This window comes from Streptomyces sp. NPDC026092, from assembly GCF_040638605.1.
Lineage (GTDB): Bacteria > Actinomycetota > Actinomycetes > Streptomycetales > Streptomycetaceae > Streptomyces.
In genome coordinates this window covers 1-24,844 of the sequence record NZ_JBEZYN010000029.1, presented here as the reverse complement: position 1 = coordinate 24,844, position 24,844 = coordinate 1, and the positions used below count along the sequence as shown (strand labels likewise).

The 24,844-nt window shown below is 73.6% G+C and carries 22 protein-coding genes and 1 riboswitch; of the genes, 16 read left to right on the top strand and 6 right to left on the bottom strand.

The features are described from left to right. Positions 1-154 precede the first annotated feature (154 nt). From AB0F56_RS32645 to AB0F56_RS32615, 7 genes are all read left to right on the top strand, one after another. Positions 155-1,420, top strand: a complete 1,266-nt coding sequence (locus AB0F56_RS32645) for an inorganic phosphate transporter (RefSeq protein WP_362016375.1) — start codon at positions 155-157, stop codon at positions 1,418-1,420. Positions 1,421-1,432: 12 nt separating this feature from the next. Continuing rightward, a complete protein-coding gene (locus AB0F56_RS32640) occupies positions 1,433-1,654 on the top strand; it encodes a hypothetical protein (RefSeq protein ID WP_362016373.1) in 222 nt (73 codons plus the stop codon). Positions 1,655-1,848: 194 nt separating this feature from the next. After that, a riboswitch (cobalamin riboswitch) is annotated at positions 1,849-1,923 on the top strand. A 54-nt stretch (positions 1,924-1,977) separates the two neighbouring features. Next, the gene (locus tag AB0F56_RS32635) at positions 1,978-2,955 is read left to right on the top strand and encodes a cobalamin biosynthesis protein (protein WP_362016371.1); all 978 of its coding nucleotides are present in this window, start codon (positions 1,978-1,980) and stop codon (positions 2,953-2,955) included. Then, the gene (locus tag AB0F56_RS32630; RefSeq protein ID WP_362016369.1) at positions 2,952-4,460 is read left to right on the top strand and encodes a cobyric acid synthase; all 1,509 of its coding nucleotides are present in this window, start codon (positions 2,952-2,954) and stop codon (positions 4,458-4,460) included. Before AB0F56_RS32635 ends, AB0F56_RS32630 begins: the two co-directional genes overlap by 4 nt. 115 nt (positions 4,461-4,575) lie before the next feature. Continuing rightward, positions 4,576-6,606, top strand: a complete 2,031-nt coding sequence (locus AB0F56_RS32625; protein ID WP_362016367.1) for a putative cobaltochelatase — start codon at positions 4,576-4,578, stop codon at positions 6,604-6,606. Beyond that, positions 6,606-7,214 (top strand): cob(I)yrinic acid a,c-diamide adenosyltransferase, encoded by a 609-nt coding sequence (cobO, locus tag AB0F56_RS32620; protein ID WP_362016365.1) that lies wholly within the window; start codon positions 6,606-6,608, stop codon positions 7,212-7,214. Before AB0F56_RS32625 ends, cobO begins: the two co-directional genes overlap by 1 nt. Beyond that, positions 7,208-8,572: a cobyrinate a,c-diamide synthase gene (locus tag AB0F56_RS32615; protein WP_362016363.1), complete on the top strand. Its 1,365-nt coding sequence runs from the start codon at positions 7,208-7,210 to the stop codon at positions 8,570-8,572. The genes cobO and AB0F56_RS32615 overlap by 7 nt, the downstream gene beginning before the upstream one ends. Positions 8,573-8,574: 2 nt before the next feature. Here the strand turns inward: AB0F56_RS32615 and AB0F56_RS32610 are convergent, their stop codons facing one another. Next, complete coding sequence (locus AB0F56_RS32610; protein ID WP_362016361.1) at positions 8,575-9,303, bottom strand: ZIP family metal transporter; 729 nt, start codon at positions 9,301-9,303, stop codon at positions 8,575-8,577. 63 nt (positions 9,304-9,366) lie between these two features. Between AB0F56_RS32610 and AB0F56_RS32605 the strand changes: the two genes are divergently transcribed. Together AB0F56_RS32605 and cobC are read left to right on the top strand one after the other, a co-directional pair. Next, on the top strand, positions 9,367-10,245 hold the full coding sequence (locus AB0F56_RS32605; RefSeq protein ID WP_362016359.1) for a hypothetical protein: 879 nt from the start codon (positions 9,367-9,369) through the stop codon (positions 10,243-10,245). Next, complete coding sequence (gene cobC, locus AB0F56_RS32600) at positions 10,242-11,798, top strand: Rv2231c family pyridoxal phosphate-dependent protein CobC (protein ID WP_362016357.1); 1,557 nt, start codon at positions 10,242-10,244, stop codon at positions 11,796-11,798. Before AB0F56_RS32605 ends, cobC begins: the two co-directional genes overlap by 4 nt. Positions 11,799-11,913: 115 nt before the next feature. Here cobC and AB0F56_RS32595 read toward each other — a convergent pair whose 3' ends face one another. Both AB0F56_RS32595 and AB0F56_RS32590 read right to left on the bottom strand, forming a co-directional pair. Continuing rightward, entirely contained in the window at positions 11,914-12,888 is a 975-nt protein-coding gene (locus AB0F56_RS32595; RefSeq protein ID WP_362016355.1) for an SCO1860 family LAETG-anchored protein, read from the bottom strand. Positions 12,889-13,204: 316 nt separating this feature from the next. Further along, complete coding sequence (locus tag AB0F56_RS32590) at positions 13,205-13,930, bottom strand: siderophore-interacting protein (protein ID WP_362016353.1); 726 nt, start codon at positions 13,928-13,930, stop codon at positions 13,205-13,207. 64 nt (positions 13,931-13,994) lie between these two features. Here AB0F56_RS32590 and AB0F56_RS32585 point away from each other — a divergent pair, with 64 nt between their 5' ends. Next, entirely contained in the window at positions 13,995-16,169 is a 2,175-nt protein-coding gene (locus AB0F56_RS32585; RefSeq protein WP_362016351.1) for a penicillin acylase family protein, read from the top strand. Beyond that, the gene (locus AB0F56_RS32580; RefSeq protein ID WP_362016349.1) at positions 16,153-16,758 is read left to right on the top strand and encodes a GNAT family N-acetyltransferase; all 606 of its coding nucleotides are present in this window, start codon (positions 16,153-16,155) and stop codon (positions 16,756-16,758) included. Before AB0F56_RS32585 ends, AB0F56_RS32580 begins: the two co-directional genes overlap by 17 nt. A gap of 20 nt (positions 16,759-16,778) precedes the next feature. Here the strand turns inward: AB0F56_RS32580 and AB0F56_RS32575 are convergent, their stop codons facing one another. Together AB0F56_RS32575 and AB0F56_RS32570 are read right to left on the bottom strand one after the other, a co-directional pair. Continuing rightward, the gene (locus tag AB0F56_RS32575) at positions 16,779-17,864 is read right to left on the bottom strand and encodes an amidohydrolase family protein (protein WP_362016347.1); all 1,086 of its coding nucleotides are present in this window, start codon (positions 17,862-17,864) and stop codon (positions 16,779-16,781) included. 41 nt (positions 17,865-17,905) lie between these two features. Continuing rightward, positions 17,906-19,447 carry an esterase gene (locus AB0F56_RS32570; RefSeq protein WP_362016345.1) on the bottom strand — a complete coding sequence of 514 codons (1,542 nt, stop codon included), beginning with the start codon at positions 19,445-19,447 and terminating at the stop codon, positions 17,906-17,908. Between the two features lie 216 nt (positions 19,448-19,663). Here AB0F56_RS32570 and AB0F56_RS32565 point away from each other — a divergent pair, with 216 nt between their 5' ends. After that, positions 19,664-20,764: an aminotransferase class V-fold PLP-dependent enzyme gene (locus AB0F56_RS32565; RefSeq protein WP_362016493.1), complete on the top strand. Its 1,101-nt coding sequence runs from the start codon at positions 19,664-19,666 to the stop codon at positions 20,762-20,764. Between the two features lie 40 nt (positions 20,765-20,804). Here AB0F56_RS32565 and AB0F56_RS32560 read toward each other — a convergent pair whose 3' ends face one another. Continuing rightward, entirely contained in the window at positions 20,805-21,140 is a 336-nt protein-coding gene (locus tag AB0F56_RS32560) for a hypothetical protein (RefSeq protein WP_362016343.1), read from the bottom strand. Positions 21,141-21,627: 487 nt separating this feature from the next. Here AB0F56_RS32560 and ectA point away from each other — a divergent pair, with 487 nt between their 5' ends. The 4 genes from ectA to thpD are packed head-to-tail and all read left to right on the top strand — an operon-like array spanning position 21,628 to position 24,690. Continuing rightward, positions 21,628-22,125 carry a diaminobutyrate acetyltransferase gene (gene ectA, locus AB0F56_RS32555; RefSeq protein ID WP_362016341.1) on the top strand — a complete coding sequence of 166 codons (498 nt, stop codon included), beginning with the start codon at positions 21,628-21,630 and terminating at the stop codon, positions 22,123-22,125. After that, positions 22,122-23,390, top strand: a complete 1,269-nt coding sequence (gene ectB, locus AB0F56_RS32550; RefSeq protein WP_362016339.1) for a diaminobutyrate--2-oxoglutarate transaminase — start codon at positions 22,122-22,124, stop codon at positions 23,388-23,390. Before ectA ends, ectB begins: the two co-directional genes overlap by 4 nt. A 32-nt stretch (positions 23,391-23,422) precedes the next feature. Next, a complete protein-coding gene (locus AB0F56_RS32545) occupies positions 23,423-23,821 on the top strand; it encodes an ectoine synthase (protein WP_362016338.1) in 399 nt (132 codons plus the stop codon). Between the two features lie 2 nt (positions 23,822-23,823). Continuing rightward, positions 23,824-24,690 carry an ectoine hydroxylase gene (gene thpD / locus AB0F56_RS32540; protein ID WP_362016336.1) on the top strand — a complete coding sequence of 289 codons (867 nt, stop codon included), beginning with the start codon at positions 23,824-23,826 and terminating at the stop codon, positions 24,688-24,690. The last annotated feature ends 154 nt before the right edge of the window (positions 24,691-24,844 follow it).

Sequence of the window (24,844 nt, the reverse complement as noted above, 5' to 3'; positions counted from 1 at the left end):
GTGGACAGAGCGTTCACGGGAAGCCCTCGCGCGGGTCAAGCGGAATGCCCAGACCTCGATTTGGGACACCGCACCGCCCGGCTCAGTTCATCTTCCGTTCACTCAGGTTGCCTACGTTCGTCCAGCCACTGACGTCAAACGATTGCCTGGGTAAATGGAACACATCACGCTGCTGCTCGCGATTGTGGTCGTGACAGCTCTCGTGTTCGATTTCACGAACGGTTTCCACGACACCGCCAACGCGATGGCGACGACCATCTCGACCGGTGCACTCAAGCCCAAGACCGCGGTGGCGATGTCCGCCGTGCTCAACCTGGTCGGCGCGTTCCTGTCCGTCGAGGTCGCCAAGACGATCTCCGGCGGGATCATCAACGAACAGGGCATTCGTACCGAAGTGATCTTCGCGGCGCTCGTCGGCGCCATTCTCTGGAATCTGCTGACCTGGCTCCTGGGTCTGCCGTCCAGCTCCTCCCACGCCCTCTTCGGCGGACTCATCGGCGCGGCCGTGATGTCGGCCGGCTGGTCGGCCGTCAACGGCTCGACCGTGGTCAGCAAGGTCCTGATCCCCGCGATCGCCGCGCCGCTCGTCGCCGGCCTCGCCGCGATGGCGGCCACCAAGCTGACGTACAAGATCGGCGCCAAGAAGGAGACCAAGGCCAAGGCCAAGGGCTACCGCGCCGGTCAGATCGCGTCCGCCGGTCTCGTCTCGCTCGCGCACGGCACCAACGACGCGCAGAAGACCATGGGTGTCATCACCCTCGCCCTGGTCACCGGCGGCGTCCTCGCCCCCGGCTCCAACCCTCCGATGTGGGTCATCGTCTCCGCCGGTGTCGCGATCGCGCTCGGCACCTACCTCGGCGGCTGGCGCATCATCCGCACCATGGGCAAGGGCCTCACGGACCTCCAGCCGCAGCAGGGCTTCGCCGCCCAGACCAGCGCCGCCACGGTCATCCTGGCCTCGTCGCACCTGGGCTTCTCGCTCTCCACCACCCAGTCCTGCTCCGGCGCCGTGATGGGCGCGGGCCTCGGCCGCAAGGGCGGTGTCGTCCGCTGGTCGACCGCGACCCGGATGTTCGTCGCCTGGGGTCTGACCCTGCCCGCCGCGGGCCTGGTCGGCGCCGGCGCGGAGTTCCTCACCAAGCAGGGCAGCTGGGGCGTCGCCGTCGTCGCGGTCCTCCTGATCGCGGGTTCGGCCGTCATCTGGGCGCTCTCCCGCCGCAAGCCGGTCGACCACCACAACGTCACCGCCGACGAGATCGACGGCGAGCCCGCGGGCGTCGTGACCACCGCCATCGCGGCCGTCACCCCGCCGGCCCCGGCCGGTTCGTTCGCCACCGCCGCGGACGACGACCTCAAGACCACCATCCCCTCGCCGGCCCCCACGGACCCGGCAGCCCCCGCCGCCTCGGCCGCGGTGTAAGGAACGGACACCATGAAGATCGACTGGGCAGCTCTCGGCTCCGTCTTCGGAGTCAGCCTCGTGGCGACCGTCGCCCTCGTGGGCCTCTTCACCCTCGGCATCGTCGGCCTCTCCAAGCAGGAGGAAGCCGCAGCTCAGGGAGGCTCCGCGGCCATGGCGCGCACCGGCGCGTACGCCTGCTTCGCGCTCTGCGCGGCGGCCGTCGCGTACGGCATCTATCTGATCGTCGCCTGACGACGATCCCGCTCCGCCGGCCGGGCGGGTCGCACCTTCGGGTGCGGCCCGCCCGGTCGTCGTTCACGGAGGTCCGCGCCGGGCTCCCCGTGGGTTCCGTGTGGTGCTTCGCACAGTGTCCCGCCGCAGGTCAAGCGTGAGTTGACGGGTGTTCGCACACGTGGTGGACTTCCGGGGCCATTACGGCGGCAATCAGAGGAAGCCCGGTGCGAATCCGGCGCGGTCCCGCCACTGTGACCGGGGAGTCGCTCCCCGGGAGCCAGGAACTCTCGCCGCCGGTCACGTCGAGCCAGGGCGCGGACCCTGAGTGAGGACACAGCGCCATGCCCGGCCGCAGTGCTGCCCCAGGTGTATTCGCTTACGGCGCGGCCGCCGGCCTTGCCGCCGATCTGATCCTCGGCGACCCCCGCCGCGGCCACCCGGTCGCCGCGTTCGGGCGCGCCGCCGGCGCCGTCGAGAAGCTGCTCTGGCGCGACCACCGCGGGTGGGGCGCGCTGCACAGCGCCGTCTGCGTGACGGGCGCCGCGGGCGCCGCCGCGCTGGCCGCCCGTACCGTACGTGACCACCCCCGCGCCTCCGCCGCGCTGACCGCCGCCGCCGTGTGGGCCGTCGTCGGCGGGACGACGCTGGGCCGGGAGGCCCGCGCGATCGGCGGCGCCCTCGCGGCCGGCGACCTGGACGTGGCCCGGGAACGGCTCCCCCATCTGTGCGGGCGCGATCCGCACTCCCTGGACGGTCCGGCGATGGCCCGCGCGGTCGTGGAGTCCGTCGCCGAGAACACCTCCGACGCCGTCGTGGGCGCCCTGGTGTGGGGCGCCGTCGCGGGCGTACCGGGCCTGGTCGCCTTCCGGGCGGTGAACACCCTGGACGCCATGGTCGGCCACCGGTCGGCGCGGTACCGGCGCTTCGGCTGGGCCTCGGCCCGGCTCGACGACGTGGCCGGCTGGCCGGGCGCCCGGCTGACGGCCGCGCTCGCGACGGTGGCCGGGGGCGATGCGCGGGGGGCGGTACGCGCCTGGAAGGCGGACGCGGCGAAGCACCCGAGCCCCAACGCGGGCCCGGTGGAGGCCTCGTTCGCGGGGGCGCTCGGGGTACGGCTCGGCGGGACGCTGTCGTACGGCGGCCGGGTCGAGCACCGGCCCGTACTGAACGGGGAGGGACGGGCCGTGGAGGTCGCGGACATCGAACGGGCGGTCCGGCTCTCGCGCCGGGTCACCGGGCTCACGCTCGCGGCCTGCGTGGGCGGACGGATCGTGGCGGGCGCGCTGAAGGCGCGTGCGGCGAAGCGGAGGGCGGCATGAGAGGCGGGGGGCTGCTGGTCGCGGGGACCACGTCCGACGCGGGCAAGAGCGTCGTCACGGCGGGCATCTGCCGCTGGCTGGTCCGGCAGGGCGTGAAGGTCGCCCCGTTCAAGGGGCAGAACATGTCCCTGAACTCCTTCGTGACCCGGGAGGGCGCGGAGATCGGCCGGGCGCAGGCCATGCAGGCGCAGGCGGCCCGGGTCGAGCCGACCGCGCTGATGAACCCGGTCCTGCTGAAGCCGGGCAGCGACCGGTCCAGCCAGGTCGTCCTGATGGGCAGGCCGGTGGGCGAGTTGAGCGCGCGCGGCTACCACGGAGGGCGGCAGAAGGAGCTCTTCGAGCCGGTGATGGCGTGCCTGGAGGAGCTGCGGGGCACGTATGACGCCGTGATCTGCGAGGGGGCGGGCAGTCCGGCCGAGATCAATCTGCGCCGGACCGACATCGTGAACATGGGCATCGCGCGGGCCGCGCGGCTGCCGGTGCTCGTGGTCGGGGACATCGACCGGGGCGGGGTGTTCGCCCAGTTCTTCGGCACGACGGCGCTGCTCGCGCCCGAGGACCAGGAGCTGATCGCGGGCTACCTCGTGAACAAGTTCCGCGGCGACGTGACCCTGCTCGAGCCGGGGCTCGACATGCTGCTCGGGCTGACCGGGCGGCGGACGTACGGTGTGCTGCCGTACGCGCACGGGCTCGGCATCGACGAGGAGGACGGCCTTCGGGTCTCCCTGCGGGGCGCGGTCCGCGAGTCGGTCGTCGCGCCGCCGGTCGGCGCGGACGTGCTGCGGGTCGCGGTGTGCGCGGTGCCGCTGATGTCGAACTTCACGGACGTGGACGCGCTGGCGGCCGAACCGGGCGTCGTCGTGCGGTTCGTGGACCGGGCCGAGGAGCTGGTCGACGCGGACCTGGTGGTCGTGCCGGGCACCCGGGGCACGGTGAAGGCACTGGCGTGGCTGCGCGAACGCGGGCTCGCGGACGCCCTGGCGCGGCGCGCGGCGGAGGGCCGGCCGGTGCTCGGCATCTGCGGCGGCTTCCAGGCGCTCGGGGAGCGGATCGAGGACGAGGTCGAGTCGAAGGCGGGCACGGTCGACGGGCTCGGGCTGCTGCCCGTACGGGTCCGGTTCACGGCCGGGAAGACGCTCGCGCGGCCGGTCGGCGAGGCGCTCGGTGAGCGGGTGGAGGGGTACGAGATCCACCACGGGGTCGCGGAGGTGCTTGGCGGGGAGCCGTTCCTGGACGGGTGCCGGGTCGACGCGGTCTGGGGCACGCACTGGCACGGCTCGCTGGAGAGCGACGGGTTCCGCCGGGCGTTCCTGCGGGAGGTCGCGGCGGCGGCCGGGCGGCGCTTCGTGCCGGCCCCGGACACGTCGTTCGGGACGCTCCGCGAGGAGCAGCTGGACCGGCTCGGGGACCTGATCGAGGAGCACGCGGACACGGACGCGCTGCTGCGCCTGATCGAGCACGGGGCGCCCGCGGGGCTGCCGTTCGTGCCGCCGGGGGCGCCGTGAGCCCCCTCCCCCGCGCCGTGAACCCCCTCCCCCCGTGCCTCCACCTCCCCCTGTGCCTGCGCCCCCTGATCCTCAGCACGCGTCAGCGAACCGAACTCGAAGAGAGGACCACCCGATGAGCACCCGGTATCCGTTCACCGCCGTCGTCGGTATGGACGACCTGCGCCTCGCGCTGCTGCTCAACGCGGTGAGTCCGGCGGTGGGTGGGGTCCTCGTGCGGGGCGAGAAGGGCACCGCCAAGTCGACCGCCGTGCGGGCGCTCGCGGACCTGCTGCCCGAGGTGCCCGTCGTCGCGGGCTGCCGGTTCAGCTGCGACCCGGGCTCGCCCGACCCCGGCTGCCCGGACGGGCCGCACGAGACCGCCCCGGCCGCCGCGCGGGCCGCGCGGATGGTCGAGCTGCCCGTCGGCGCGTCCGAGGACCGGCTCGTCGGTGCGCTCGACATCGAGCGGGCCCTCGCCGAGGGCGTGAAGGCCTTCGAGCCCGGTCTGCTGGCCGATGCGCACCGGGGGATCCTCTACGTCGACGAGGTCAACCTCCTCCACGACCACCTGATCGACCTGCTCCTCGACGCCGCCGCGATGGGCTCCTCGTACGTCGAGCGCGAAGGCGTCTCCGTACGGCACGCGGCCCGCTTCCTGCTCGTCGGCACGATGAACCCCGAAGAGGGCGAGCTGCGGCCGCAGTTGCTGGACCGGTTCGGTCTGACGGTCGAGGTCGCGGCCTCCCGCGAGCCCGAGCAGCGGGTCGAGGTCGTCCGGCGGCGGCTGGCCTTCGACGACGACCCGGCCGCGTTCGCCGCGCGCTGGGCGGGCGAGGAGACCGCGCTGCGCGAGCGGATCGTCGCGGCCCGCGAGCTGCTGCCGCACGTGGCGCTCGGGGACGCGGCCCTGCTCCAGATCGCCGCGACCTGCGCCGCGTTCGAGGTGGACGGCATGCGCGCGGACATCGTGATGGCCCGGACGGCGACCGCGCTCGCCGCCTGGGCCGGGCGCACGGAGGTGAGCTCCGAGGACGTCCGGCAGGCGGCGCTGCTCGCGCTCCCGCACCGCAGGCGGCGGAACCCGTTCGACGCGCCGGGGCTCGACGAGGACAAGCTCGACGAGACCCTGGAACGGTTCAAGGGCGAGGACGAGGGCGACGAGGATCCGGATCCGGGTCCGGACGGAGGCCCCGGCGGTGGTCCCGGCGGCGGTGTTCCGCCCCAGGGCGAAGGGCCGGACGACGGCGTCCCCCAGGACTCCGGGCCCGACGAGGCCCCCGCGCCGGCTCCCCAGGGGCCCGGAGGCGCCGGGGAGCGGGCTGCCGTCAAGGCCGCCGAGCCGTTCCGTACGAAGATGCTCAGCGTCCCCGGGCTCGGCGAGGGTGCGGCAGGGCGGCGCTCCCGGGCCCGTACCGAACACGGCAGGACCACCGGCTCCGTGCGGCCCAGGGGCGTGCTGACCAAGCTGCACCTGACCGCGACCGTGCACGCCGCCGCCCCGCACCAGAAGGCGCGCGGGCGGAGCGGTCCCGGGCTGGTCGTCCGCCGGGACGACCTGCGGCAGGCGACGCGCGAGGGCCGGGAGGGGAACCTGGTGCTTTTCGCCGTCGACGCCTCCGGTTCGATGGCGGCGCGGCAGCGGATGAGCGCGGTGAAGGGCGCGGTGCTCTCGCTCCTGCTCGACGCCTACCAGCGGCGCGACAAGGTCGGCCTGGTGACCTTCCGGGGCCGGGACGCCGAGGTGGCCCTGCCGCCCACGTCGTCGGTCGACGCCGCCGCGGCCCGGCTCGAACAGCTCCCGACGGGCGGCCGTACGCCGCTGTCGGCGGGGCTGCTCAAGGCCCATGACGTGCTGCGCGTCGAGCGGCTGCGGGACCCCTCGCGCCGGCCGCTGCTCGTGGTCGTGACCGACGGCCGGGCGACCGGCGGCGGCGCCGACCCGGTGGCGCTCGCCGCCCGCGCCGCGCGGCTGCACGCCGCCGACGGCACGGCGGCCGTCGTCGTGGACTGCGAGACCGGTCCGGTACGGCTCGGGCTCGCCGGGAACCTCGCCCGTGAACTGGGCGGCACCGCCGTGACCCTGGACGAGCTGCGCGCCGACTCGATCGCCGGTCTCGTCAGGAACGTACAGGCAGAGCAGCATGCAACGAGGAGGGCAGCCTGATGCCGCAGGGACAGCCGACCGTGGTTCCCGACGACGGTCTCACCACCCGTCAGCGCCGCAACCGGGCGCTGGTGATGGTGCACACCGGTGTCGGCAAGGGGAAGTCGACCGCCGCCTTCGGCATGGCGCTGCGCGCCTGGAACCAGGGCTGGCCGATCGGGGTGTTCCAGTTCGTCAAGTCCGCCAAGTGGAAGGTCGGCGAGGAGAACGCCCTCAAGGCGCTCGGCGAGACCGGCAAGGGCGGCACGGTCACCTGGAACAAGATGGGCGAGGGCTGGTCCTGGATCCAGCGTGAGGTCGCCGAGGGCGAGCAGTCCCACGAGGACAAGGCGCGCGAGGGCTGGGAGCAGGTCAAGCGGGACCTCGCGGAGGAGAAGTACAAGTTCTACGTCCTCGACGAGTTCGCCTACCTGCTGCACTGGGGCTGGATCGACACGGCCGAGGTGGTCGAGGTGCTCCGCGACCGCCCCGGACACCAGCACGTCGTCATCACCGGCCGCAACGCCCCGCAGGAGCTCATGGACTTCGCGGATCTCGTCACGGACATGTCGAAGGTGAAGCACCCGATGGACGCGGGTCAGAAGGGCCAGCGGGGCATCGAGTGGTAGCACGTCTCGTCATCGCCGCGCCGTCCTCCGGCGCGGGCAAGACCACGGTCGCGACCGGCCTGATGGCCGCGTTCGCGAGCCGTGGCCTCGCGGTCTCCCCGCACAAGGTCGGCCCGGACTACATCGACCCGGGCTACCACGCACTCGCGACGGGACGGCCCGGCCGGAACCTCGACGCGTACATGTGCGGTACGGGGCTGATCGCACCGCTCTTCGAGCACGGGGCGCGCGGCTGCGACCTGGCGGTCGTCGAGGGCGTGATGGGCCTCTACGACGGGGCTGCCGACCAGGGCGAGCTGGCGTCGACGGCGCAGGTGGCGAAGATCCTCAGGGCGCCCGTGGTGCTGGTCGTGGACGCGTCCTCGCAGTCCCGGTCGGTGGCGGCCCTGGTGCACGGGTTCGCGTCGTGGGACCCGGAGGTGCGGATCGGCGGGGTGATCCTCAACAAGGTCGCGTCGGACCGGCACGAGCACCTGCTGCGGGAGGCGCTCGGCGGGTCGGGGGTGCCGGTCATGGGGGTGCTGCGGCGGGCGCCTTCCGTCGCGACGCCTTCTCGGCACCTTGGTCTTGTGCCCGTCGCCGAGCGGCAGGCCGCCGCGGTCGAGGCGGTTGCCGCGCAGGGGGAGCAGGTGCTCCAGGGGTGCGACCTGGATGCGCTGTGGGCCCTGGCGCGGTCGGCGCCGCCGATGCCTGGGGAGGTCTGGGACCCCGTGGGCGCCGTTCGGGTGGAAGCCGTCGGGCGGGCACGCCCCGTGGTGGCCGTCGCCGGTGGCGCCGCCTTCACGTTCTCCTACGCCGAGCATGCCGAGTTGCTCACCGCCGCCGGGGCCGAGGTGGTGACGTTCGATCCGTTGCGGGACGAGGCGCTGCCCGAGGGGACCTCCGGGCTTGTCATAGGGGGTGGGTTTCCCGAGATGTACGGTGCCGAGCTGTCCGCCAACGAGCCGTTGCGGAAGGCCGTCGCCGAGTTGGCCGGGTCCGGTGCGCCGGTGGCCGCCGAGTGCGCCGGGCTGCTGTATCTCGCGCGTTCGCTGGACGGGCGGCCCATGTGCGGGGTGCTCGACGCGGAGGCGCGGATGTCGGAGCGGCTGACGCTCGGGTACCGGGACGCCGTGGCGGTGAGCGACAGTGCGCTCGCGGCGAACGGGGCGCGGATGCGGGGGCACGAGTTCCACCGGACCGTGATCGAGCCGGGCGCCGGGGCCCGGGCGGCCTGGGGGCTGCGGCAGCCTGAGCGGAGAGTGGAGGGCTTCGTCCAGGGCGGGGTGCACGCGAGTTATGTGCACACCCACTGGGCGGGCGCCCCGGAGGCGGCGGCCCGGTTCGTCGCGCACTGCGGGAACGGGCCGGCCGCGTGAGATCAGCCGCCCGACACACCCACCACGAGCCAGATGAAGCCGACGCCCGCCACCGTGCACAGCAGGGTGGAGAGGGCCGGGTGTTCGTGGTGGGCCTCGGGGAGGATCTCGGCGGCGGCGAGGTAGAGCAGGGCGCCGCCGAAGAAGCCGAGATAGCTGCCGAGGAGTTCCTCCGGAAGGGTGAACAGCAGCGTGGACGCCGCGCCGACGATCGGGGCGGCCGCGTCCGCCACCAGCATCAGGACCGCCTTGCGCCGGGCGTTCCCGTAGAGGCTGGTGATCGTGTACGTGTTGAACCCGTCGGCGAAGTCGTGGGTGATGACGGCGAGCGCGACGGTCGCGCCCATCCCCCCGCCGACCTGGAAGGCGGCGCCGAGCGCGATGCCGTCCATGAGGCTGTGGGCGACCATCGCCCCCGCCGCGGTGAGCCCGACCTGCGGTACCCGTTCGCCGGCCGCGACCCCGTGCGCGGCCTGACGGACCGCCAGCAGCCGTTCCACGACATGGGCGAAGAGGAAGCCGCCCACGAAGAGCAGCAGGGCCTGCGGCACGCCGAAGACCTTCTCCCCCGCGGCCTCCATGGCCTCCGGCAGGAGGTCGAGTCCGACCACGCCGAGCATCAGTCCGCCGGCGAGGCCGAGGACAAGGTGGCGTCGGTCGGTGACGCGCTGCGCCGTCCAGCCGCCGAAGAGCGTCATGAGGAACGCGCCGAGCGCGACGAAAACGGCCATGCGCCTTTGCTATCGGATCGGGCGCGATCCGCGCACATCGGACTCGCCTTCGGGCGCCTGGGGTTGGCCTGGGACGATGCCGTCGTCGTGGAGGGCTCGGTGCCCGACCGTGCGGTGAACGTCTGCCGGGCGCACCCCAAGGTGGCCGTGCTGCCCGCGCCGGGCTTCGGCCCCGCCGAGCTGGGCTCGGCGCTGGTGCACCGGGTGGCGTCGCGGACGCTGGTGGTGTTCTCGGCGCTCGGCGATCCCTTCCGTGAGCGGTTCGAGCGGGTGGAGCCCGCGGAGGCGATGTGCCGCGGCTGGGAGGGCGTGAGCCTGGTCCTGTGCCTGGACGAGTCGCGGCAGGACGGGCCCGCTCCGGTGGTCACAGGACCGCTGACCGGGCCGGGGCGCTGGGCGCTGCCGGAGGCGGAGTTCGCGGCCGGGAGCGCCGGCAGGTCCGTACTGCCGTACGAGGCGCGGGCGTTGGCGCTCGCGCGGCTCGGGCCGCGGGCCGGGGATCTGGTCTGGGACATCGGTTCGGGCTGCGGCGCGGTGGCGATCGAGTGCGCCCGGCTCGGTGCGGCGGCGGTCGCCGTGGAGCGGACGGTGTCGGGGGTCGAGCGGGTGCGGGCGAACACGGCCGCGCACGGGGTCGAGGTGCGGGCGGTGCACGGGGAGGCGCCGGCGGTGCTGACCCATCTCGCCGATCCGGACGGGGTGTTCGTCGGGGGCGGTCCTGGCGGTGGCCGTGAGCTGGAGTCGATCGTGCTGTCGGCGGCGCGGCGGGCGCGCCGCGCGGTGGTGGTGGCGGTGCCCGGCCGGGAGCTGATCGCGCCGGTCCGGGCGGCGCTCGCGTCCTGCGGGTTCGCGGCCGAGGGCGTGCTGCTGCGGTCCGAGCGGCTCGACGCTCCGTCCGCGGTGCCGGTGCCGCCGGTGTGTCTGGTCTGGGGGACGCGATGAGCGGGGTGACGGTCGGGATCGGCGCGCGGTCCGGGGTGTCCGTGGACGAGGTGCTCGCCCCGGTGGTGGCGGCGCTGCGGGAGGCCGGTCTGACGTGCTCGGACGTGGTGGCGTTCGCGACGCTGGAGGCGCGGGCGGCGGAGCCGGGGGTCGTGGGCGCGGCCCAGCGCGTCGGCGTGCCGCTGCGCGCGTACGGGGCCGAGGAGTTGGCCGCCGTGTCCGTACCGCATCCCTCGGGGGCGGCGCTCGCGGCGACGGGGACGGCGTCGGTGGCGGAGGCGGCGGCGCTGCTCGCGGCGGGGCCGGGTGCCGTGCTGCTCGTACCGAAGCGGAAATCGACGCGTGTGACCTGTGCGGTCGCCCGCGGAAACCGGTCCCTCCGGTTTCTCCCGAACGAAGATGCCTCCGCCGCACGGTTGTTGCCCCAGGGACGGGGGTACATCGACGGTCAGACGGAGCCCCGTACACCCCCCACTCATCACCCGACGGCGGCCATGGATACCCACGCGCATTCTGACGTCCACGATCTGCGGCACCACGGTGACGCTGAGGTACGGGACGAGAAACTGATCGATCTCGCGGTCAACGTCCGCACGCACACGCCTCCGGAGTGGCTGCGGGCCCGCATCGCCGATTCCCTGACCGGCCTGGCGCAGTACCCGGACGGCCGGGTCGCGCGGGCCGCGGTCGCCGAGCGGCACGACCTGCCGGCGGCCCGGGTGCTGCTCACGGCCGGGGCGGCGGAGGCGTTCGTGCTGCTCGCGCGGGCGCTTCCGGCGCGCCGGCCGGTGGTGGTGCATCCGCAGTTCACCGAGCCCGAGGCGGCGCTGCGCGACGCGGGGCACACGGTGCGCCGGGTGCTGCTGCGCGAGGAGGACGGCTTCCGGCTCGATCCGGCGGCCGTGCCCGAGGACGCGGACCTGGTGGTGATCGGGAACCCGACGAACCCGACGTCCGTGCTGCATCCGACGGCGGCCATCGCGGCCCTGGCCCGGCCGGGGCGGACGCTCGTGGTGGACGAGGCCTTCATGGACGCGGTGCCGGGCGAGCGGGAGTCGCTGGCCGGACGGACGGACGTGCCGGGTCTGGTGGTGCTGCGGAGCCTGACGAAGACCTGGGGCCTCGCCGGGCTGCGGGTCGGCTACGTCCTCGCGCACCCGGAGACGATCGCCCTGCTTCAGCGGGCGCAGCCGCTGTGGCCGGTGTCCACTCCGGCGCTCGTGGCGGCGGAGGCGTGCATGTCGCGGGCGGCGCTCGCGGAGGCGGAGCTCGCGGCGCACCGGATCGGGGTGGAGCGGGCCCATCTGCTCGCGGGGCTCGCGGAGTTCGACGAGGTGCGCGCGGTGGCGGCGGCGGAGGGTCCGTTCGTCCTGATCCGGATCGATCGCGCGGACGCGGTACGGGAGCGGCTGCGGGCGCTCGGCTTCGCCGCGCGGCGCGGGGACACGTTCCCGGGCCTGGACCGGAACTGGCTCCGGCTCGCGGTGCGGGACCGGGTCACCACCAACCGCTTCCTGCAGGCTCTGGACCAGGCGTTGTTGATAGAGGGCTGAGGGGCCCGTTTCGCGTGCGGGAGGGCGGTGCCGTCGGCACCGCCCTCCCGGCCTGTTCCCCTTACCTCCTCGGGTCCCGGGTCCCCCCTCGGCCCCGGCTCCCCCCTCGGGTCGGTCAGCCGCGGGCGCGGCTGCGGGCCAGGACGAGCGCTCCCGCGCCGCCGCCGAGCAGGAGGATGGCGCCGCCGGCCAGGTACGGGGTCATCGAGCTGCCGCCGGTCGCGGCGAGGTTCTGGTCGGTGGGCTTGGTGCCGTCGTTCTGGGTCTTCACGCCACCGGCGTCGGTGGGCTTGGTGGAGGGCTCGTTCGAGGGCTGCTCGGTCGGCTCCTCCGTGGGCTTCTCGGTCGGCTTCTCGGTGGGCTTCGTGCCCTTCGGCGTCTCGCAGGTGGCCTCGGCGAGCGTGACGGTGCCCTTGACCTCGGCGACGCCGAGCTTCAGCGGGTTGACCTCCACCTTCAGTTCGAGGGCGGTGGCGGCGGCGGTGCGCGACGTGGTGGACGTACGGGACAGGTCGAGGATCACCTCGCCGACGCCCGGCACGCTGACCTTGGTCTGGCCGGCCGTCGACAGGGTGGTCTTCTTGCCGAGGACGGTCACGTGCCCGAGCAGGTTCGCCTCGGCGACCGGCTGCTTGCCGGTCTCGCAGAGCGCCTTGGCGGTGACCTTCTGGACCTCGATCAGGGAGAGCAGGGGCACTCCGGGGACGTGGACGCGGGCCTTGACCAGGTTGACGTACCCCTCGGCCTTGTCCTTGTCCACCGTGGCCTTCGACGTGGCGACGTCGGCGCGCAGCACGTCGATCGGCTTGCCGTTCTCGGCGCCCTCCACCTTGACGGTCAGCGCGGTCTTGTTCTCGGTCTCGGGCGCCTTGACCTCGTTGAGGGAGGCGCGCAGCGGCACGTCGACCGACTTGTCGAGCAGGGAGACGTCGAGACCGGTGCGCAGGACGACGGCGGTCGCGCGCCCCTCGCCGCCGCCGGTGGCGTGGGCCGCGGGGGCCAGGAGGACCACGGGCCCGACGGCCAGCGCGACGGCGGTCGCCGCGGCGGCGGTGCGGCGTACGGGCATGCGGAAGGTGTTGCTGTTCAAGATGGTGGAACCCCCACAAGAGACATGGCGTCGCCGACCGCTCACCACGGGGACACGGGGTCGACGCGGTCTCGGCGACTTGAGACACCGGAATCTTTACGCACGGAGGGTGAACTGGCAGACACCTGGCGTGAGTTCACTCCAAAGGGGGGTTTCCGCGCCCATATTCGATTCTTTCGGCACACGCGTTCCCGCACGCCCCGCGCGTTGCGAATCGCGCGGGGCGCACACCGGAAGTGCTTCAACGAGGCCCACTGACCTCTGGTAACGGACGGTCAACCCGACGCACCGGCGGCGGGCGGCATCGCGGGCCGGATCAGGAGGCGCGCCAGTAGCCCAGGGAGTGGACCCGCTCCTTGGGGAGCGCGAGCTCCCTGCGGACGTACGCGGCGAGGGTGCGGGTGGTCGCCGTGTCGCAGGCGATCCAGACGTACGGGTCCTCGCCCTTCTCGAGGAGCTCGGGGAGGTCGCCGCGCACCCGCTCGACGAGCGCGGCGCCGCCGCCCCGGCGCGGGACCCGGCGCAGCTCGTGGCGGTCCGCGTCGAGGCGCAGCGGCAGCTCCTCGTCGGCGTCGTGCGAGGTCTCGAACCAGAGGGTGGCCGGGACGTCGGGCGCGGAGTCGAGGAGCGAGTTGATGGCGGGCAGCGAGGCGGGGTCGCCGATCACGAACATCCGGCCGGGCCGGGGCTCGGGGGCGGTGAAGCCGGTGCCCTGGAGGGTGGCCTCGATGGTGTCGCCGGGGGTACAGGAGCGGGCCCAGTCGCTGGCGGCGCCGTCGTGGAGGGCGAACTCCAGGCTGAAGGTGCCGGCCTCCTGGTCGGGGTCGACGAGGGTGTAGGCGCGCTGGTGCGGCTTGCCCGCGTTCTCGAACCAGAGCCGTACCCACATCGTCGGGTGGACACCGGCGGCGGCGAGGAGGCCGCCGTCCGTCAGGTGCACCCGGCGGTAGTGCTCGGTGACCTGCTCGGCCCCGGTCACGGTGAACGTGAAGTCCCGCCCCCGGAACAGCTTCAGGACCACACCTTCCCAGCCATGCCCCACCGCGATCGCCTCCCCATGCGTTACCTGTAGATTAATTTAGGTCAGCCTAACCTAAGCATTGCGAATGAGGATCGGGGTCGGAGTGGGTATCGAGGTCTACCGGGATGATTGGGGCGTTCCGCATCTGCGGGGCACCGATCCGGACGAACTCGCCTTCGCGCAGGGACGGGTGACGGCGGTGGACCGGGCCTGGCAGCTGGAGGTCGAGCGGCACCGGGCGCAGGGCACGACGGCCGCGTTCCTCGGCGCCGGCGAGACCGGCTGGGACACCTTCGCGCGCCAGGCCAGGCTCGCCGACACCGCGCGCCGCTGCTTCGACCGGCTGGACGCGCGGACGGCGCGCTGGGTCCGGGCGTACGTGGACGGGGTCAACGCGGGCCTGCCGGAAGGCGCGGCGCGCGCGGGCCAGTTCGTGCGGGTGGGGCTCGCGCCGGGCCGCTGGGAGCCCTGGACGCCGCTGGCGGTCTGGCTCACCACGCACATCCTGTTCGCGGGCTTCCCCGCCAAGCTGTGGCGGGAGGAGGTCGCGCGCCGGCTGGGCGAGGAGTGGACGGAGCTGTTCGCCACGGACGGCCCGGGGACCTCCGGCTCGAACGGCTGGATCGTCTCCGGCGCCCGGACGGCGAGCGGCTCCGCGATCATCGCGGGCGACCCGCACCGCTTCATCGAGGCGCCCGGGGTGTACCAGCAGATCCGCCTCGCGTGCCCGGAGTACGACGTGCTCGGCCTGGCGGTCCCGGGCGTCCCGGGCCTCGCCCACTTCGGCCACACCGGAGGCGTTGCCTGGGCGATCACCAACGCCATGTCCGACTACCAGGACGTCTACCGGGAGCGGCTCCGGCGGACCGCCGACGGTGGTGTGGAGGCGCTGGGCCCCGACGGCTGGTACCCGGCGTCCGTGCACCGGGAGACGGTGCAGGTCGCGGGCGGCGACCCGGTCGGGATCGAGGTGATCGAGACCGAGCGCGGCCCGGTCGTCATCGGCCCGGACGGCGGCCCGATCGGAGGTCCGGTCGGAGGTCCGGTCGGAGCCGAGGGCGGCGAGGGAGCCGAGGGCGGCGTCTGGGAGGCGATCAGCCTGCGGTACCCGCCGCGTGTGACCGGCGAGCTGGGGTTCGCGGTGCTGCCCGAGCTGCTCGCCGCCCGGACCGTCGCCGACGTGGACCGGGCCGTCGACGGCTGGGTCGAGCCGGTCAACGTCGTCATGGCCGCCGATGTGGACGGCGGCCTGCTGCACCGGGTCGCCGGGTACGTCCCCGTCCGCGACCACGCCAACTCCGTACGGGTGGTGCCCGCCTGGGAGGCCGCGCACGACTGGCGGGACGGCGCCGCTGTACCGACGCCGCGCGCGGAGGTGGAGGGCCACGCCGTCATGGCCAACGCGCGCGGTCTCGCGGGGCCGCTCGGCATCGAGTTCGCCCCGCCGCACCGGGCGGCCCGGATCGACGCGCTGCTCGACGCCTCGACGGCCTGGACGCCCGAGGCGATGGCCGGCATCCACACCGACACCGACAACCCCTCGGCGGCCCGCCTGCTGGCGGCGATCCGCGCGACGGCCCCGGACACCGACGCCGATGCCCTCTCCCCCGCCGCCCTCGCCGTCCGCGCCCGTCTCCTCGCATGGGACCGCCGGATGGACGCCGACAGCACCGACGCCGGTCTGTACGCCGCCGTGCGCGGCGCCGTCGTCCGGCGGCTCACCGCGCACCCGGCGTTCGCGGCGCTCCGGGAGCCCGCCCCGTACCCCGCGGTCTTCCAGCCCTGGCTGGCCCTCGGGCCGCGGGTGGCCCTCGCCCTGGAGACGCTGCTGTCCTCCGGCCCCGTACCGGCCGCCGATGTCGCCGAGATCGTCCGCGAGGCCCTGGAGGAGGTCGCCGCCGGCGAGGAGCCGCCCGCCTGGGGCGTCACGCACCGGCTCGCGCCGTGGCAGGCGCTCCCCGACGAGGACGAGGACGACGCCGACTGGCCCGGTCTCTCCGGGGACCACGACTGCGTGATGTCCTCGACCAGCGTGCCCGGCTACACCGACCGCAGCGCCCGCGCCTCGGCCGCCCGCTACGTCTGGGACCTGGCCGACCGCGACAAGAGCCTGTGGATCGTGCCGTTCGGCGCCTCCGGGGTCGCCGACGACCCCCACCACCGCGACCAACTCCCCCTGTGGCTGCGGGGCGGACTCGCCCCCGTCACCACCGACTGGCACCACCTCACCAAGGAGCACCCGCATGACGACCGCCACTGAGCCGACCGGACCGGCCGGACCGATCAGACAGGTCGAGCCGGTCCACGTCCAGGCCGTCGAGGGCTTCGGCACCGTCCGGATCGACCCCGTCGACCCCGACCGCGACGCCGCCCTCGTCCATGGTTGGGTCAACGAGGACCGCGCCCGCTTCTGGGGCATGGGCGGCACCACCGTCGACCAGGTACGGGAGATCTACGCCCACCTGGACACGCTCACCACGCACCACGGCTTCCTGGTCCGGCGGGACGGCGAGCCGGTCGCGCTCTTCCAGACGTACGAGCCCTCCGCCGACCGCGTCTCCGAGTGCTACGAGGTGGAACCCGGCGACATCGGCGTGCACATCCTGATCGCGCCCGCGGCCACCCCCGAACCGGGCTTCTCCGCCCGTCTTTTCGTCGCGCTGACCGCGTTCGCGCTGAACGGCCGCACGCGCGCCGTCGCCGAGCCGGACGCCGCCAACGAGAAGGCGATCGCCCGGCTGGTGCGGGCCGGTTTCGAGCTGGGCCCCGAGGTGGTCCTGCCGGAGGTGGACCTGCCCGAGGTCTTCATCCCGGAGAAGCGCGCCCGTCTGGCGTTCCTCACCCGCTGACACCCCGAGGGGCGCGTCGGTCAGCCGATCACGCGCCCGTTGACGACGACCCTGCGCGGCGCCGCGAGTACGCGGACGTCCGCGCGGGGGTCCTCGCCGTAGACGACGAGGTCCGCGGGGGCGCCCTCCTCCAGGGCGGGGCGGCCCAGCCAGGAGCGGGCGCCCCAGGTGGTCGCCGAGAGGGCCTCGATCGGCGGGATGCCCGCCTTGACCAGCTCCTCGACCTCGGCCGCGACCAGGCCGTGGGCCAGGGAGCCGCCCGCGTCCGTGCCGACGAAGACCGGGACGCCGGCGTCGTACGCCGAGCGGACGGTGTCGTACCGGCGCTCGTACAGCCGCCGCATGTGCGCCGACCAGCGCGGGAACTTCTGCTCACCGCCCTGCGCGAGCTTCGGGAACGTGGCGATGTTGACGAGCGTCGGGACGATCGCGACGCCCCGCTCGGCGAAGAGCGGGATGGTGTCCTCCGTGAGCCCGGTGGCGTGCTCGATGCAGTCGATGCCGGCCTCCACCAGGTCCCGCAGCGAGTCCTCGGCGAAGCAGTGCGCGGTGACCCGCGCCCCGAGCCGGTGGGCCTCGGCGATCGCCGCCTCGACCTCGGCGCGGGGCCAGCAGGCGCCCAGGTCGCCGGCCTCCCGGTCGAGCCAGTCGCCGACGAGCTTGACCCAGCCGTCGCCGCGCCGGGCCTCCTGCCCGACGTACGCGACCAGGTCCTCGGGCTCGATCTCGTGGGCGTAGTTGCGGATGTAGCGACGGGTGCGGGCGATGTGCCGGCCGGCGCGAATGATCTTCGGCAGGTCCTCGCGCTCGTCGATCCACCGGGTGTCGGACGGCGAGCCCGCGTCACGGATCAGGAGCGTGCCCGCGTCGCGGTCGGTCAGCGCCTGCTTCTCGGCCGTGCCGGCGTCGACCGGGCCGTGCTGGTCCAGGCCGACGTGGCAGTGCGCGTCGACCAGGCCCGGCAGGGCCCAGCCCTCGATCGTGAGCGCCTCGCCGGACGGTCGGGTGTACGTGACGCGCCCGTCGACCGCCCAGAGCTCGTCCCGTACGTCCTCCGGGCCGACGAGCACCCGCCCCTTCACATGCAGCACCACGTGATCGCTCATGTCTGCACTCTACGAGGGGCGGGCACCCCGCTGAAGACGGCTCATTCGTCGATCGCGGCCCCGAAGGCGGCGTCCACGGCCGGTCCGCCGAGGGAGCCGGCGGAGTACGTCCACGAGCCCGCCGCCGTCAGCCCTCCCGTACCGGCCGAGAAGACCCAGACGTGCCCGTCGCCGGTGTTCTCGCCGGGGGCGGCGGCGAGGAGTCCGAAGCGGCCGTCGCCGTTCGGGTCGGTGAGCCGGACCTGGGCGCCGAACCGGTCGGCGCGCTCGACCGCGCCGGGCACGGACGGCGAGTCCTGGGTCCAGGACTGGGCACCGGTGGCCGTGAGTCCGGCGCGGCCGCCGCGCAGGACGGTGACCATGCCCGCGTCGGCGACGGTGCCGATGTCCTCCTCGGGCGCGCCGATCGCCACGTCCGCGTAGCCGTCGCCGTTCGTGTCCGCGACGGAGAGGTCGGAGCCCCAGCCGTCGCCGCGCTCGGAGGCGCCCGGGACGCCCGCGGAGTCCTGGGTCCACCAGCGCGGCGGGGTGCCGGGCCCGTCGACGCCGGCCGGTCCTGAGGGGCCGCCGAGGTAGACGCCGACCATGCCGCCGGTCATCGACTCGCCGCCGTCGTCCGGGCTGTGCGGCTCGCCCGTGACGAGGTCGTCGTGGCCGTCGCCGTTGATGTCCCCGGACGCGGCGACCGGTCCGCCGCGCAGGGCGCGCTCGTAGCGCAGTTCGTCCGCGTGCCCGGAGAGGTACCAGGACCAGCCGTGGCCGGGTTCGGTGCCGGTGGAGACCCCGCTGATCACGAGGTCGGCGAAGCCGTTGCGGTCGTAGTCGCCGGTGGTGACGGACCGTTCGGAGATGTCGCGCCACTCGTCGGCCGTGCGGGCCGAGCCGTTCAACGCGGTGCCTCGGTCCGTGCGGACGGTCGCGCCCGGCTGCGGGGCGGCGGCGAACAGGTGCCGTTCGGCGCCGTTCCGGTCGAGGGTGATCAGCTGGTCGCCCGGGGTCTCCGCGGTGAAGCGGGCGGCGGCGAACGCCGAGCCGAAGCGGGCCCCGGCGGTGGGGCCGAGGAGGCTGTCGAGGCCCTGGCTGCGGGTGCCGACGAGCCCCTTCGGCGAGCCCCAGAGGATCACGGCGCCGCCGGCGTCGGCCAGGGTGCCGATGTCCTCGCCGGGGACACCCACGATCGCGTCGTCGTAGCCGTCCCCGTCCAGGTCGCCGGTGGCGACGGCCCGGCCGAAGGCGTCGCCGGCCTCGGCGGCGCCGGGTACACCGGCGGTGTTCTGGTGGACGACGGCGGCGCGGGTGGTGCCGATGCCCCGGGCCGAGCCGTACTGGACGGTGACGAGCCCGGCGCCCCGCTTGCCGCCGACGGTCGCGCCGGGCGCGCCGACGAGAACGTCGTCGTAACCGTCCCCGTCGAAGTCGCAGTTGCGGTCGTCCGCGCGGGTGGAGCCGGGGACTCCGGCGTGGGCGGCGGGCGCGGTGACGAGCCCGACGCCGGCCGTGAGGAGGAAGGTCGCGGCGGTGAGGGCGAGGGCACGGCGCGTGAGGCGGTGCGTGCGAGTGGGCGTGACGCGGTGTGCGCGCATGGAGCGGCTCCTGGATGCAAGAGAGATGATCCGGGCGGCTGCGGGGGTGTCCGGAAAGGGCCCGTCCCTTGTCCGTCGCACCGTTTGACACCGGATGCCACGTGAGGGTTGTACGCGTGGATGGTCCGAAGCCGTGGGCGACCGGCTCGGTACGCTGAACCGACGCTCGACCCCTTTTCGTACGTTCGAACTTTCGGAGAAGGCACCACCGTGACCGTGACACACCCGCTGCTGGACCTGGCCCCGCTGACCGCCGCGCACTTCGCGTCCATCGAGCGGCGGGTCGCCGCCCTGCTCTCCACCGAGCAGGACGTGGTGATCACCCAGGGCGAAGCGCTGCTGCCCCTCGAGGGCTGCATCCGCAGCGGGGCCCGGCCGGGTTCGACGGCCCTGAACATCGTCACCGGTCCGTACGGTCAGACCTTCGGCAACTGGCTGCGGGACTGCGGCGCCACGGTCGTGGACCTGGAGGTGCCCTTCCACGCGGCGGTGACGGCCGCGCAGGTGGAGCAGGCGCTCGCCGAGCACCCGGAGATCGACTTCGTCTCCCTGGTGCACGCGGAGGCGGCGACCGGCAACACGAACCCGGTGGCCGAGATCGGCGAGGTCGTGCGGGCCCACGGGGCGCTGTTCTACCTGGACGCGGTGGCGTCCATCGGCGCGGAGCCGGTGCTGCCGGACGCGTGGGGCGTGGACATGTGCATCATCGGCGCGCAGAAGGCGATGGGCGGTCCCGCGGGCGTCTCGGCGGTCTCGGTGAGCGAGCGGGCGTGGGAGCGGTTCGCCGCCAACCCGCGGGCGCCGCGCCGCTCGTACCTCTCGCTCCTGGACTGGAAGGAGCGCTGGATCGACGGCGGTCGTACGGCGCTGCTGCACGCTCCGGCGCAGCTGGAGATGCTCGCCCTCGAGGCGTGCGTGGAGCGGATCGAGTCCGAGGGGCTCGACGCGCTGATGGCCCGTCACGCGTCCGCCGCAGCCGCGACGCGCGCGGGCGCCCTGGCCCTCGGCGGCGGTCTGGAGCCGTACGTCCACGAGGCGAAGGACGCGGCCCCGGTCGCGACGACGCTGCGCGCCCCGGAGGGCGTGGACGCCTCGGCGCTGGTCGCGGCGGCGCTTGCGGCGGACCCGTCGCTGCCGCTGATCGCGGGCGGCGGGGCGCTGGCGAAGGAGATGATCCGGGTCAACCACTACGGCGTGGACGCGACCCGGGGCGCGGTCCAGTCCTCCCTGGCGGCCCTGGGCGCGGCCCTCGCCGAGACGGGCCGCCCCGTCGACCTGGAGGCGACCCGCCGCGCGGTGACGGAGGCGTGGGGCTAGGAGGCGCCCGGCACACCCGGAGCGGGGGCCCGGAGCGGGGCTACCGGATGTCCAGGAGGGCGACGGCCTCGGCGAAGTCGGCGTGCGCGGGCTCGAAGGTCCGCGCGGCGACGAGGAACATGGAGCGATCCGTCAAGGCCCGGGCGGGGCGTGCGGGGTCGTCCGGCAGCCGGCGGGCGAGCGCCACGCCTTCGTCGAAGTACGGCGTGAACCGCTCCTCGAACCGGTAGTGGTGGCCGCCTTCGCGGAGGGCCACGCGGATGCCGATTCTGCGCTGGACGTCGACCAGTTCGGGCAGTCGGCCGGCCTCGCGCAGTCCCGCCGCCTTCGGGCCCACCTCCGCCAGAACCCGGTACGCGTGGACCTGTTCGAACACGCTCAGCCGTCCGGGCGAGTGGACCCTCGGGCCTCGCCCCGCCGGGCCGCTTCACGGGATCCGAACTCCAGCCGCCTCGGCGAGGCTCACCGTCGCCCGGCCGCCGCACCCACCGGATCGGCCGCCGCGCCACGGAACCGCCAGCGCCCATTCCCGGAGCGCATTCCGAGCGGGATTCTCGAAGGCCATTTTCTGCGCATATTCGAGCGCGCATTAATCACTCGAATTCCCCGTGCACCTTCCGCGTTTCTTCTGCCCGGTTTCCCGGACCCTAAACGCCAAGGTTTCGTCAGCGATTCCGGCCCATTTCCGCGCGTGTGACGGACTCCACATCACGCCCGTTCCGCCCGGATTTATGCGGACAGAACGGCACCGATTCGCGCTCGCGCGAATAACACATCCGCCTTCTCCAGCACACCCCTCCGCCCCGTGCATTCCGAGAATGCGATCGGTAAATTCCCTCGCCATGACCGCAGCACAAGCAGCCATGACACTGGAAAGCCCACGCGTGGAGGACGGAGCCGCGATCTGGCGCATCGCCCGCGATTCTCAGGCGCTCGACCTGAACTCCTCGTACAGCTACCTGCTGTGGTGCCGCGACTTCGCCGCCACTTCGCTGGTCGCGCGCGCCGCCGACGGCGACCCGGTCGCCTTCGTCACCGGGTACCTGCGCCCCGACCGGCCCGACACCCTCGTCGTCTGGCAGATCGCCGTCGACGAGACGCACCGCGGGCGGGGCCTGGCCGGGGTACTGCTCGACGCGCTGACCGCCCGGGTCTCCCCGGAGGCGATCGAGACGACGGTGACCCCCGACAACACGCCCTCGGACCGGCTCTTCACCGCGTACGCCGCCCGGCACGGACTCTGCCTGGAGCGCGAGGTCCTCTTCGACGGGCGTCTGTTCCCCGACTCCGCCGACGGCACCCACCAGCCCGAAGTCCTGTACCGCATCGGCCCCTTCCACCCCACCGGAGCTTCGCTGTGACCATCACCCCGCCCGCCCTGAGCGTCTTCGAGACCCTGGAGTCGGAGGTGCGCAGCTACTGCCGCGGCTGGCCCACCGTCTTCGACCGTGCGAACGGCGCGCGCCTGACCGACGAGGACGGCCACGAGTACCTCGACTTCTTCGCCGGCGCCGGCTCGCTCAACTACGGCCACAACAACCCCGTACTGAAACGGGCCTTGATCGACTACCTGGAACGCGACGGGATCACCCACGGTCTCGACATGGCGACCACCGCCAAGCGGACCTTCCTGGAGACCTTCCAGGAGGTCGTGCTGAAGCCGCGCTCCCTGCCGTACAAGGTGATGTTCCCGGGCCCGACCGGCACCAACGCCGTCGAGGCCGCGCTGAAGCTGGCGCGGAAGGTGAAGGGCCGCGAGTCCGTCGTCTCCTTCACCAACGCCTTCCACGGCATGTCCCTCGGTTCGCTCGCCGTCACCGGCAACGCCTTCAAGCGGGCCGGCGCCGGGATCCCGCTGGTCCACGGCACCCCGATGCCGTTCGACCACTACCTCGACGGGCAGACCCCGGACTTCCTCTGGTTCGAGCGACTGCTCGAGGACCAGGGTTCCGGCCTGAACAAGCCCGCCGCGGTGATCGTGGAGACGGTCCAGGGCGAGGGCGGCATCAACGTGGCCCGCGCCGAGTGGCTGCGGGAGCTCGCCGATCTGTGCCGGCGCCAGGACATGCTCCTGATCGTCGACGACATCCAGATGGGCTGTGGCCGTACCGGCGCCTTCTTCTCCTTCGAGGAGGCCGGCATCACCCCGGACATCGTCACGCTCTCGAAGTCGATCAGCGGGTACGGCCTGCCGATGTCGCTCTGCCTGTTCCGGCCGGAGCTGGACGTCTGGGAGCCCGGCGAGCACAACGGCACCTTCCGGGGCAACAACCCGGCCTTCGTCACGGCCGCCGCCGCGCTCGACACGTACTGGGCCGACGGCCAGATGGAGAAGCAGACCCTGGCGCGCGGCGAGCAGGTCGAGCAGACACTGCTCGCCCTGTGCGAGGAGAACTCGGCCGACGGCGCGCACTACCGGGGCCGTGGCCTGGTGTGGGGCCTGGAGTTCGCCGACAGGACCCGGGCGTCGAAGGTCTGCGCCCGCGCCTTCGAACTGGGGCTGCTGCTCGAGACCTCGGGCCCGGAGAGCCAGGTCGTCAAACTCCTCCCGCCGCTGACCGTCACGCCGGAGGAGCTGGACGAGGGGCTGAGCACACTGTCCCGCGCGGTCCGCGAGACCGCCTGAACAACCGCTGACCGAAAGGGAGTTGTACCACCGTGATCGTCCGATCGTTCAAGGACATCGAGAACACCGAACGCCATGTGCGAGCCGCCTCCGGCACCTGGGAGAGCAAGCGGATCGTCCTCGCCAAGGAGCGGGTCGGCTTCTCGCTGCACGAGACCGTGCTCTACGCGGGCACCGAGACGTCCATGTGGTACGCCAACCACATCGAGGCCGTCCTCTGTGTCGAGGGCGAGGCCGAGCTGACGAACGACGAGACCGGCGAGACGCACTGGATCGCCCCGGGCACCATGTATCTGCTCGACGGCCACGAGCGGCACACCCTGCGCCCCAAGACCGATTTCCGCTGCGTCTGCGTCTTCAACCCGCCGGTCACCGGGCGGGAGGACCACGACGAGAACGGGGTGTACCCCCTGCTCACGGAGGAGGGCTGATCATGACGGACGTACTGACCGACCTGTACCCCACCCGCGGCGCCGCCGAGGTGCTCACGGCCCGCCGTGACCCGGTGGTGTGGGGCGACGCCCCGGGCCTGGAGTCGTTCGACCGGGACGGCTTCCTCGTCGAACCGGAGCTGCTGGCCGACGACGAGGTCGCCGAGTACCGCCGCGAGCTGGACCGGCTGGTCGCCGATCCGGCCGTACGGTCCGATCCGCGCGCGATCGTCGAGTCGAGGACGTCGACCGTACGGTCCGTCTTCGAGGTGCACCGGATCAGCGAGGTCTTCGCCCGGCTGGTCCGGGACGAGCGGGTGGTGGGCCGGGCCCGCGAGATCCTCGGCTCGGACGTGTACGTCCACCAGTCGCGGATCAACGTGAAGCCGGGCTTCGGCGCCTCCGGGTTCTACTGGCACTCGGACTTCGAGACCTGGCACGCGGAGGACGGCCTGCCGCGGATGCGCACGGTGTCGGTGTCGATCGCGCTGACCGAGAACCACGACACCAACGGCGGCCTGATGATCATGCCGGGCTCGCACCGGACGTTCCTCGGCTGCGCGGGCGCGACCCCGAAGGACAACTACAAGCGCTCGCTGCAGATGCAGGACGCGGGCACCCCGTCGGACGAGGCGCTGACCTCGCTCGCGGACGCGCACGGCATCCGGCTCTTCACGGGCCGGGCGGGCTCGGCGACCTGGTTCGACTGCAACGCCATGCACGGCTCGGGCGACAACATCACGCCGTATCCGCGCAGCAACGTCTTCCTCGTCTTCAACAGCGTGGAGAACGCGGCGGTGGAGCCGTTCGCGGCGCCGGTGCGCCGGCCCGAGTTCATCGGGGCGCGGGACTTCACCCCGGTGCGCTGAGGGCCCGCGGGTGACGGGTGGGGGGAGGGGGCCGGACGGGGCGCGGCGCCGGCCCGCGGCGCGGCCCGGCGGGCCGGCGAGCGCGCGGGCGGGGGGCGCGGGGCCGGGGGGCGGGACCGACGAGCCGGGCGGGGGGACGCCCTCAAGCAGAGGC